Source organism: Streptomyces sp. WI03-4A (assembly GCF_033792105.1).
In the GTDB taxonomy this organism is placed as follows: domain Bacteria; phylum Actinomycetota; class Actinomycetes; order Streptomycetales; family Streptomycetaceae; genus Streptomyces; species Streptomyces collinus_A.
In genome coordinates this window covers 138,350-148,928 of record NZ_JARAUO010000007.1, presented here as the reverse complement: position 1 = coordinate 148,928, position 10,579 = coordinate 138,350, and the positions used below count along the sequence as shown (strand labels likewise).

Below are 10,579 nucleotides of genomic sequence, written 5' to 3'. Positions count from 1 at the left end.
AAGAGGTTCCTCCGCGATGTGCGTCCGCCTGCCGTTGCGGGTCACGTTCGCGCACGGGCCGCCGGTCAAGAGCCCCTAACGACCCCTAACGCGCGTTCAGTCGGGCCGCGCAGCGCCGGGACCTCCGGCCGCTTCCCGGTCGCCTTGCCCGGCCGCTTCGCCGCCGGCTTGCCCTGCCGCTTCCTCCGCGAGGCGTCTGCGGTCGATCTTCCGGTTGGAGTTCAGCGGGAACTCCGCCAGGTGGGTGAAGCGCCGGGGCAGCATGCCCTTGGGCAGGAGTTCGGCGAGCTGCTTGGTCAGACGGGCGGCGGGCACGGGTTCGCCGGTGTAGAAGACCGCGATCTCGGTGGTGCCGCCGGTGGTACGGGTCACGGCTACCGCGTCGCGGACACCGGGGCAGGCACCGAGCGCGAACTCGATCTCGGCCAGCTCCACCCGCCAGCCGTTGACCTGCACCTGGGAGTCGTAGCGGCCGAGGTAGACCAGTTCGCCGTTGTCCAGGGCGCGCACCCGGTCCCCTGTGCGGTACCAGCGGCGGGCGTCGTGCTGGAGGAAACGTCCTTCGTCGTCCTGCGGTTCGAGGTATCCGGGGGTCATCTGCGGTCCGGTGACGCACAGTTCGCCCTCGTGGTCGGAGAGCGCGCCGTCCGGGGTGAGCAGCAGGTGGTCGTGGCCCTCGTGCAGCGCGCCGATCGGTACGAGGCCGTTGACGCACAGGTCCGGTGAGGTCTCGGGGGACCAGCGGTGGCCGGTGACCGTCAGGGTGAGTTCGGTGGGGCCGTAGATGTTCTCCACGGTGGCGGCGGGGGCCGCGGCCTGCCAGTCGACGACGTCCGCCGCGCGCAGTGCCTCGCCGGCGAACAGGCTCCAGCGCAGCGTCGGCATGCCGCCGGGGGCGAGGCCCCGGGTGCGGCGGGCGAGGCTGATGGCGCTCGGCGCGGAGAACCAGACGGTCAGGTTCCGTTCGCCGAAGAAGCCGGGCAGGTCCCGGTATGCCTGCGCGGGGACGGGGTGCAGACTCGCGCCGGCGCCCCAGGCGCAGAACATGTCGAACATCGCGCAGTCGAAGTTCAGGTCGAACGTCTGGGAGAAGGCGTCGCCGGCGTGGAAGTCGTAGTGCCGGTCGGCGAGGGCGAAGTAGTGCCGGGTCATGCCGTGGGTGAGGGGCACGCCCTTGGGGCGGCCGGTGGAGCCGGAGGTGAACAGGATGTAGGCGTGGTCGGTGTCGCGCACCTGGGCCGGGGCGTCGAGCGGGCGGCCGGCCGCCGGGATCGCGTCCGGCACGGTGTCGCCCGCCCCGGCGGCCAGTACGGGCAAGCGCAGTCCGTGCTGGCCGAGTTCGCGCAGGGTGGCGAGTCCCGGTCCGTCGGCGATCACCGCGTCCACTCCGGCGGTGACCAGCATCCGCCGGGTGCGTTCGAGCGGGAAGCGCGCGTGCAGCGGGACGACGGTGGCCCCGGCGTACAGGGCGGCGAGGACACCGGCGTAGCCCTCCAGGCTCCGGTCGGTGAGCACGCCCACGGCGCGCGGCGGGCCGCCCGGCGCGGCGTGCAGGTCGCCCGCCCGGCGCAGGGCCAGCTCGTGCAGTTCGGAGTAGGTCACGCGGCTGGTTCCCACCCGTACCGCGGTGCGGTCGGGGGCGGTGGCCAGGCCCCGCAGGAAGCGCGTGGTCAGCGCGGAGTCGACCAGGTCGGACATTCCGATCTCCAGCGAGTAAGGGGGGATAGGGGTTGCCGATACGTCCGGTAGTGGTCTTGCATCGCGAAGACAGCCACGCCTCTGAGTCGGAGTCATCATGCTCGACGTCAAGTTCGACGCCATACTGCGCAGATACCTTCCGTTCATATCCCCGGCGGACGCGATTGACGAGGAAACCTCACTCCGGGATTACGGCCTGGATTCCATGGCCACGGTGGAGCTGATCAGCGACCTGGAGGCGGAGTACGGCATCCGGTTCGTCGACGACCTGCTCAGTCTGGAAACGTTCGCCACACCCGGTCGGATCTGGGCGAGCATTTCCCGGATGACCGCGCCCGCCGAATGACCGAACGGGCATCGGAGGCCGTCGGGCCAGGTGAGCGGGGTGCCCTTTTCGGGCGTCATGCTGACGAGGGGCCGGCGTAGGCCGGTACCCCTATCGACCCCAGCGTTCACCGGCCGCCACCCCTCTTCGGTGACGTCACGATCACTCCGAGTCGACGCTACGCGCGAATACTTGACGGTAAGTCACCTTTGAGCGGGAGGCGGAGACGGGCAGGGCCCGTGCCGGCGTCCGGCCGGCCCCGGCCGGTCCCGCCGAGTGCACCATCGGGAATCAGCCAACCGCACATGAGGTGCCACTCGGGGAACGTCGACGTGGTGCCATGTCAAGGGATTTGAGTGAAACCTGAGGGAACGGCCACGGGCAGGAGAGCACACCACCCATGAGCAAGGAGGCACCCTCACAAGATATTTACCGATTCTCTTGCGCGGCCGAACAGTCGGACAAATAATGCGACCATCATGACGGACAGCATTACGGCCAAGATCACCGGTCCGCGTGCGGGCCTGCACCCAGGCATTTGGTGCCTGTTACTTGCCCATTCAACTGTTCCCGTGTGAACACGGCGGTGATTCACCGCGAACTCCTCTGCCGTTCGCAGTCCATTTGATGTCGGCCGGTCCCCACCGCGAAACCTGCATTTTACTTTCCATCTGAAAAGCAGAACTTCCCTCGTGTGAAAGAGGTCCCCAAAGATGGGTCGGGTTGAGAACAAGGTCGTCGTGATCACCGGCGCGGCCAGAGGGCAGGGCCGCAGCCACGCGGTCCACCTGGCGCGGGAGGGCGCGGACATCGTCGCCGTCGACCTGTGCAAGGACATCGAGACCGCCGGCTACTCCATGGCCAGCAACGAGGACCTGGACGAGACCGCCAGACTGGTCCGCGAGACCGGGCGCCGCGCGGTGGTGAAGTACGCCGACGTGCGCGACTACGCCGCCGTCCGCTCGGCCATCGCCGAAGGGGTCGCCGAACTCGACGGCGGCGTAGACGTCCTCGTCCCCAACGCCGGCATCCTGCCGATGGGCCAGGACGTGAGCGTGGACGGCTTCGCCGCCAGCGTCGACGTGAACCTGGTCGGCGTGCTCAACACCGTCCACGCCGCGGTGCCGCACCTGCGTGACGGGGCCTCCGTCGTGCTCTCCGGCTCCATCGCGAGCCTCGTGCCGCCCATCGGCGAGGACGAGATGGCCGGCGCCGGCTACGTGGGCTACCGCTTCAGCAAGCACGTCCTCGTCGACTACATGAAGGAACTCACCCTCCAGCTCGCGCCGCGCGGCATCCGGGTGAACTCGGTCCACCCGACCACCGTGGACACCGACATGACCAACAACGACGCCATGCTCCGGACCTACCGTCCGGACCTGGAGAACCCGACCAAGGACGACGTGGCACCGATCCTGGCCACCCTCCAGGCGATGCCCATCACCCACGTCACGACCGCCGACGTGTCGCACGCCGTCGTCTACCTGGCCTCGGACGAATCCCGGTACGTGACCGGAACACAGCTGAGGATCGACGGAGGCGCCATCGCCAGACATCGCCTGTGAACGGGGCGGGCGCCGCCCGGCGCGAAGTCCCGCTCAGCACGGAAAATGCCGAGCTCGGGGGGTAGGCACTTATGGCGAGAATGGGCTACGACGCGGCGCTGTCCCGGTTGCGGGACCTGCTCGCGGAAAGCACGTGCGGCAACGGCAAGCTGGCGCTCGTGGAAGGCGGCCTGGCCAGCGGCAAGACGCACCTGCTGCACGAGTTCTCACGGCAGGCGGCGAAGGCGGGAGCCCTGATGCTCACCGCCACCGGGTCCAGAGCCGAGCGGAGGCTCGCGCTGGGCGTCGCCGACCAGCTGCTCCGCAGCGCCGGCCCGGCGGCGTCCCTGCCGGAGCACGCCGCGCGGCTCATCGGCGTCCCGGACGAGTCGGCCGGTTCGTGGGGAGCGAACCAGCCCGGCCCGTACGGGACTTCGGACACGAACATCCGTGAACTGTGCGGCGTGCTCCTCGACCTCTGCGCGGACCAGCCGCTGGTGCTCGCCGTGGACGACGTGCAGTTCGCCGACGCGCCGTCGCTGCGGCTGCTGCTCTCGCTCCAGCGCAGGATGGTCAGCAAACGGCTGCTGATCGTCCTCAACGAGTGGCACCGCGGCAAGCCGACGCTGCCGGAGTTCCGGGCCGAGCTGACCCGGCACCCGTGCAGCCACATCCGGCTGGCTCCGCTGTCGGTCGAGGACCTCACCACCCTGCTGGCCAAGGAGGGTGTCCCCGAGCCCGCGCAGCTCGCCCACGGGTACCACCGGCTCACCGGCGGCAACCCGATGCTGCTGCACGCGGCGCTCGACGACCGGCTCGGCGCCGTGTTCACCGACGAGGACGCGGACCGCGAAGGACCCGTGGCCGGGGTCGCGTACGCACAGGCCGTGCTGGCCGGCCTGTACCGGTGGGACGCCGAACTGCTCTCGGTGGCGCGCGCCGCGGCGGTCCTCGGCGACCGCTCCTCACCGGCACTCATCGCCCAACTGCTCGACAGCAGGCCGGAGGAGACCGAGGAACTCCTGCGGATCCTCACGGAGGCCGGCCTGCTGCTCGGCGGCCGGATCCGGCATCCGCGCGGCGAGTCCGCGATCCTCGACGGCATGCCGCACGGCGAACGCTCGGCGCTGCACACGCGGGTGGCACGGCTGCTCTCCCAGGCGGGCGCGGCCGCCGTCGACGTGGCCCGGCACCTGCTCGCGGCCGGCCAGGCACCCGAGCCGTGGGCGGTGGCCGCCCTGCGCGACGCGTCGGAGCACGCGCTGACCGCCGGCGACCCGGAGACCGCGGTGCGCTGCCTGGAACTCGCGGTCGGCGCCAGCGCCGACCCTCGCGAGCGCAACGCCGGCATGTACGCCCTGACCCGCGCCCTGTGGCGGAAGAACACGGCGGTCGCCACCCCCTACCTGCCCGCCCTCCTCGACGCCGTGCGGGCGGGACAGCTGCCCCCCGCCGCCGCGGTCGAGGTGGTGCGCTACTCCCTGTGGCACGGCCAGGTGGAGGCCGCGACGCGGGCGGCGGCCGCGCTGTGCGAGACGCCCGAGCGGCTCGACCCGCGCAGCGCCGCCGAACTGTCCGCCACCTTCCACTGGTACTTCGGCTCCGACCGCCGGCTGCGCACGGCCGGCGCCGACGGCGTCCGGGTGGCGGCGCGCCGGGGCACCTGGGCGCACGCAGTGGACCGGATGACGACGTTCTGGGTGCGCGGCGGCGGCGACACTGCCACCACCTCCGCCCAGCACATCCTCCAGAGCTGCCATGTCGGGGAGACGGCCCTGGAGGTGGTGGCGGGCGCGCTGCTCGCCCTGCGCTGCGGCAGCAAACCGCACCTGGCGCGATCCTGGTGCGAGCGGCTGGTCCAGGAGGCGGCCCGGTTCGGCGACCTCACCTGGCAGGCGGTGCTCAACGGCATCAACGCGAGCATCGCGCTGCGCCTCGGTGACCTGGCCACCGCGGTGCAGCAGTCGGAGCAGGCGCTCCAGCTGCTCCCCGCCAAGGCGTGGGGCATCCTCATCGGGCTGCCGCGCGCCACCCTGGTCTCCGCCCGCACCAGCCTCGGCGACTACGAGGCGGCCGCCCAGGTGCTGCGGCAGCCCGTGCCGGACGCCATGTTCGAGACCTTCCTCGGCCTGTACTACCTGGAGGCGAGGGGCTGTCTCTTCCTCGCCACCGACCAGGCGCTCGCCGCGGGCGGCGACTTCCAGCTGTGCGGCAGGCTCATGCACGAGTGGGAGGTCGACCTGCCCGCGCTCAGCCCGTGGCGCGGCAACCTGGCCCTGGTGAACCTGGAACTCGGCCACACCGCCGAGGCCCGTGAGCTGGTCCGCCAGCAGCTGGAGCGGACGCGGTCGGCGGACATCCGCATGCGGGGCATCTCCCTGCGGGTGCTCGCCGGGGCCAGTGAACCGGCGCGGCGCCCGGCCCTGCTGCGGCAGAGCGTCGAGTTCCTGACCGCGGCCCAGGACCGGCTGGAGCTGGCCAGGGCGCTGGGCGACTTCAGCCTGGCCCACCAGAAGCTCGGCGAGTTCGACCAGGCCAGGCTGCTGGCCCGGCGCGCCACCCAGGTCACCCGGGCCTGTCTCGCGCCGGGGCTGCCCGCGGAGGACGACGGCGGTGCCGAGCAGCGGCGGGCCCCACAGGCCGGCTGGAGTCAGCAGGACCAGCAGTCGCGCCAGGTCCTCAGCGAGGCGGAGCGCCGGGTGGCGGAGCTGGCGGCGCTCGGGCACACCAACCGGGAGATCAGCCAGATGCTGTACATCACGGTGAGCACGGTCGAGCAGCACCTCACGCGGGTCTACCGCAAGCTCGGCATCACCCGGCGCACGGATCTGCTCTCGGTGTACGAGCTGCGCGGGCACGGCGGCGAGCACGAGCGCACGGACCTCGCCGGGGACGGGCTGCTGCCCACCGACCGTGAGGACATCGCGAGCTGAACCCCGCCGGGGGTGATGGTGGCGGTCCGGGGTTCCCGGACCGCCACCATCACCCCCGTTGCTATGCCACCGCTGCCCGGCGGGGCCGCGGCCGCAGCGCGACGGCGGGCGTCAGCGGCACCACGTCGAACCGGCCGCGGGCGCAGTCCACCCGGCCCCACAGCCCGTCCGGCCCCGACACCACCAGGCGTTCGACGCCGTGACCGGCGAGGGTGGCCATCGCCGCCGGCCACCGCACGGTGCGCACCACGCCGTCCAGCAGCAGCCCGCGTACGCCCGCCGCCGTCTCCACGACGGTTCCGTCGTGGTCGCCGACGATCGGCAGGTGCGGGTCTCGCAGGTCGAGCCGGCTCACGAGTTCCCGCTCGATGGTGTCGCGCAGCGGGGCGAACACCGAAGCGTGCATCGGCGGCCGCATCGTGTACATCGGCAGGCCGCCCCGGGCGCGCACCGCGGTGTGCAGCCAGTCCAGGCGGTGCTCGCGTACCGACAGCATCCAGAAGTCGTCGTCGACGTGGCAGGCGATCTCGTACCACTCCCCCGCGTCGTCCAGCTCCCGCAGGATCTCCGCGAACCTGGGTTCGGGGGTGCGCGCGAACGACTGGGTCACCACGTCGGCGTGGTTCTCGGCGAAGTACTCCTCGACGCAGTCGTTCCACCGGGCCGTCAGCCAGACCGCCTCGGCGAAGTCCAGCGCTCCGGCGTACACGGCGGCGGCGGTGTCGCCGAAACTCGCGCCGACGCACAGGGCGGGCCTGAGGTCCAGCGTGTCCTCCGCCCAGTGGGCCAGCGCCAGGCAGGTGACGAGGAAGGACACCCGTTCACCCGCGGAGTACGCGCTGTCGGCCTGGCGGTAGCGGTCGAGGGTCGAGTAGCCGAGCGTGTCGTCGGCGATCTCGGTGAGACGTCGCGCGACCGGGTTGATCAGCAGGAACTTGCCGAGGTCGGCGAAGGGGCTCTGCCGTATGCCGGGGAAGGCGATCGCGGTCGCCGGGCCGGCGCTCACCGCAGCGCCGATGCTTCGGCGGCGGGCCGTTCGCTCAGGATCTCGCGGGCGATGGCCTCGACGTAGTCGGTGATGGTGACGTCGTGGTCGAGGTAGGGCACCAGCTCACGGGTCCGCTCGTACAGCCGCCGTGTGTCACTGGACAGCGCGTCCGCGCCGCCCCGGATGTCGACCGCCTGGCACGCGCACAGCAGCTCGAACGCGACGACGTAGGTGGCGTTGTCCAGGGCCTCGCGGGCCTTGCGGGCCGCCACGAAGCCGAACGAGACGATGTCCTGGAAGTCGCCGGTGCTGGTGAGCGACTGGATGGACATGGGCATCGCCATGGCCCTGGTCTCGGCGGTGAGCGACGCCGTCATGAACTGCCCGCCCATGAGCCCCAGTCGCAGGCCCGGGTTCTCCCGGCACAGGAAGGCCGGCAGGCCGTTGCTGTTGCTCTTGTCCAGGAAGCGGTCGATCCGGCGGTTGGCCAGGTTGGTCAGCGTGGCGAGCGAGATGACCAGGTGGTCCATGGCCATGGAGACGTACTGGCCGTGGAAGTGGCCGTTGTGGAAGACGTCGTTCTCCTCCGGCACCACCAGCGGGTTGTCGTTGGAGGAGTTCAGCTCGCCCTCCAGGGTGGCGCCGACCTGCTTCATGCTGTCCAGGACCGGGCCGAGGATCTGCGGGGTGCAGCGGATCGAGTAGGCGTCCTCGATGGGCTGCGAGGCGTGCTTGGCCGCGTCCTCCTCCATCTCACCGGCGAGCGCGGTCTCGGTGTCGAGTTCGTTGACCGCCATCGACGAGTCCTGGAGGACGTCCCAGAGCCGCTTGGCGATCTCCCGCTGGCCGAGGTGCGGCTTGAGTTCGTGCACCCGGGGGTCGAACGGCTTGGTCATGCCCCGCAGGCCCTCCACGGACAGCGCCGACACCGTGAGGTAGGTGTCGAGCAGCCTGCGGGCCCGGGAGAAGACGAGGCTGCCGAGGCCGACCATGCCCGACGTGCCGTTGATCAGGGCCAGCCCCTCCTTGAAGCTGAGGGTCATCGGCTCGATGCCCGCCTTGGCCAGCGCGTCCGCCCCCGGCAGGACCTCCCCGTCCAGCCGGGCCTTCCACTGCCCGACCCCCACCAGGGCGATGGCGGCGAGCGGGCCGAGGTCGCCGCTGGTGCCCAGCGAGCCCTTCTCCGGCACACAGGGGACGACACCCGAGTTGTATACCTGGATCAGCTTCTCCAGGTTCGCCGGGGAGATGGCCGAGTTACCCCGGGACAGCGAGACGATCCGGGACAGCATGATGGCGCGGACCGTGCGGTCGTCGAGGTGCTGGCCGACGTTGGTGGCCACCGCGTTGATCAGGTTCTCCTGGAGCTCCCGGGCCATCGACACGGGCACCAGCCAGTCGACGAAGCCACCCATGCTCGTGTTCACGCCGTAGATGACCCGGTCGTTCTCGACGAACTTCTCGAGGGTCTCGCGCGAGGTGCGGACGCGCTGCCACACCTCGGTGTCGAGCTCGACCGGGACGTTCCCGGCCACGGCGGCGTCCAGTTGTTCCAGGGTGATCGACTGGTTGGCCTTGATTGTGAGTGTCATGAGAGAGGCTCTCCTGGGGTCTGGTGATCACGTCCCCGCGATGACAGGGCAGGCGAGCCCCAGTCAAACCAGCCCCGCTGACGCGGTGCACCGCCATCGCCCCCTATGCGCGCCCCGGATCCCCCTAACCGTGCCGGCGGTCGCCGTCGACGCGCTCGATCAGCACGAGGGCCGCGTCGTCCTGCTGCCGGCCGCGCCCGTGGCGGACGAGGTCCGCGCGCAGCGTGTCGAGCATGGCGGGGCCGGTCAGACTCGTCCAGTGCCGCAGCCGCTGCGCCAGCGGGTAGAAGGTGCCGTCGCCCGCGCGGCATTCGGTGACGCCGTCGGTGTACAGGAGGATCCGGTCGCCCGGCCGGAAGCGCGCGGTCAGCACCTGGTGCCCCTTCTGCACGAGGTCGCCGAGGCCCAGCGGCAGGCTGCTCGTCGGCGGCGTGAGCGGGACCGTGCGGCCCGAGCCTCGCAGCAGGAGCGGCCGGGGATGGCCGAAGCGGACGACGCGGACCACTTCCTCGTCGGGGATCTCCACGACGACGGCGGTGGCGAAGCACTCGGAGAAGGCGTTGGCCGCGCGCACATGGCGTTGCGTGCCGGCCTCCAGGCGCTGGGCCAGGCGGTGCAGCGACGTCTCGGTGTGCGCGGCCTCCCGGAAGCAGGTCAGCAGCGCGGCCGCGGCCTCGACGGCGGGCAGCCCCTTGCCCCGGATGTCGGCGACGAGCACCCGCACCCCGTAGGCGGTGTCCAGGCACTCGTAGGCGTCTCCCCCGATGCGCGCCTGGTGGTGCGCGGCGAGGTAGACGCCGTTCAGGCGTACCGGTCCGAGCCGCTCGGGCACGGGGCGCAGCACCACGCGCTGAGCCGTCTCGGCGATCAGCCGGACGTTGACCAGTTCGTGTTCCCGGCGCAGTCGTACGGCGCCCGCCTCCAGGGCCGCGACCGACACGGCGGCCACGCAGAGGATCGTCACCCGGAACGGGGAGTCGATCAGCCAGCCGTTGCCCCAGGCGATGAAGGTGGCGACGAGACCGGTGAGCAGGCCGGTGCAGACGATGCCGGTCAGGGTGCAGGTGGCCGCGGCCAGGGCGGGTACGGCCGCGAGCACGGGGCCGAACCGGGTGCGGAACGGCGCCCAGGCGTCCAGCACGGCGGCGGCGGTCAGCGCGAGCAGCGGCAGCGGGGTGCCGCGCAGAGCCTGCCCGAACCGGCCGGGGATGCGGGGTGTGCGTATGCGGCGTACTTCGGCCACGGGTCTCTCCTGTCGTGCGGCCCCCTGCCGGGGGGTTCCAGAGTCGTCCGCGTGTACCGGTGACGGGCATCCACCAGGTGGCTGACGCGCCGGTGGAACGCCGGGGCCCGGCGTCCGGCGGCGAGCGGCCCCGGGCGCCGGTGCGCGAGGGCCCGCAGGCCCGTTCCGGTGATCACGTCCGCGGTGTCCTCGTTGCGTCGGCTCGGCGTACCGCTGTGTGTGGTGTCGTTCTTCCGCTTGCCCCTCCGCGCCCGGG

At 71.6% G+C, this 10,579-nt stretch carries 7 protein-coding genes; 3 read left to right on the top strand and 4 right to left on the bottom strand.

Translation table 11 applies throughout. The features are described 5' to 3' along the window. Window positions 1-96: 96 nt before the first annotated feature. Window positions 97-1,698, bottom strand: coding sequence for an AMP-binding protein (locus PV343_RS10855; protein WP_319146628.1), 1,602 nt, complete (start codon window positions 1,696-1,698; stop codon window positions 97-99). A gap of 97 nt (window positions 1,699-1,795) precedes the next feature. Here PV343_RS10855 and PV343_RS10850 point away from each other — a divergent pair, with 97 nt between their 5' ends. From PV343_RS10850 to PV343_RS10840, 3 genes are all read left to right on the top strand, one after another. Beyond that, window positions 1,796-2,044, top strand: coding sequence for an acyl carrier protein (locus tag PV343_RS10850; RefSeq protein WP_319146627.1), 249 nt, complete (start codon window positions 1,796-1,798; stop codon window positions 2,042-2,044). A gap of 692 nt (window positions 2,045-2,736) precedes the next feature. Further along, a complete protein-coding gene (locus PV343_RS10845; protein ID WP_319146626.1) occupies window positions 2,737-3,588 on the top strand; it encodes a mycofactocin-coupled SDR family oxidoreductase in 852 nt (283 codons plus the stop codon). Between the two features lie 71 nt (window positions 3,589-3,659). Next, window positions 3,660-6,500, top strand: coding sequence for an AAA family ATPase (locus tag PV343_RS10840; RefSeq protein ID WP_319146625.1), 2,841 nt, complete (start codon window positions 3,660-3,662; stop codon window positions 6,498-6,500). A 61-nt stretch (window positions 6,501-6,561) separates the two neighbouring features. On the opposite strand, the gene PV343_RS10835 is transcribed toward PV343_RS10840, so the two are convergent. The 3 genes from PV343_RS10835 to PV343_RS10825 all read right to left on the bottom strand — a co-directional run bounded on the left by PV343_RS10835 (window position 6,562) and on the right by PV343_RS10825 (window position 10,323). Further along, window positions 6,562-7,506: an ACP S-malonyltransferase gene (locus PV343_RS10835; RefSeq protein ID WP_319146624.1), complete on the bottom strand. Its 945-nt coding sequence runs from the start codon at window positions 7,504-7,506 to the stop codon at window positions 6,562-6,564. Beyond that, a complete protein-coding gene (locus PV343_RS10830; protein ID WP_319146623.1) occupies window positions 7,503-9,080 on the bottom strand; it encodes a phenylalanine aminomutase (D-beta-phenylalanine forming) in 1,578 nt (525 codons plus the stop codon). Before PV343_RS10830 ends, PV343_RS10835 begins: the two co-directional genes overlap by 4 nt. 124 nt (window positions 9,081-9,204) lie before the next feature. Beyond that, entirely contained in the window at window positions 9,205-10,323 is a 1,119-nt protein-coding gene (locus PV343_RS10825) for a PP2C family protein-serine/threonine phosphatase (RefSeq protein WP_319146622.1), read from the bottom strand. Window positions 10,324-10,579 lie beyond the last annotated feature (256 nt).

Bases quoted from the DNA above. Each gene is read 5' to 3' on its own strand.
- PV343_RS10855 (WP_319146628.1), bottom strand. From the start codon at position 1,698: ATGTCCGACCTGGTCGACTCCGCGCTGACCACGCGCTTCCTGCGGGGC.
- PV343_RS10850 (WP_319146627.1), top strand. From the start codon at position 1,796: ATGCTCGACGTCAAGTTCGACGCCATACTGCGCAGATACCTTCCGTTC.
- PV343_RS10845 (WP_319146626.1), top strand. From the start codon at position 2,737: ATGGGTCGGGTTGAGAACAAGGTCGTCGTGATCACCGGCGCGGCCAGA.
- PV343_RS10840 (WP_319146625.1), top strand. From the start codon at position 3,660: ATGGCGAGAATGGGCTACGACGCGGCGCTGTCCCGGTTGCGGGACCTG.
- PV343_RS10830 (WP_319146623.1), bottom strand. From the start codon at position 9,080: ATGACACTCACAATCAAGGCCAACCAGTCGATCACCCTGGAACAACTG.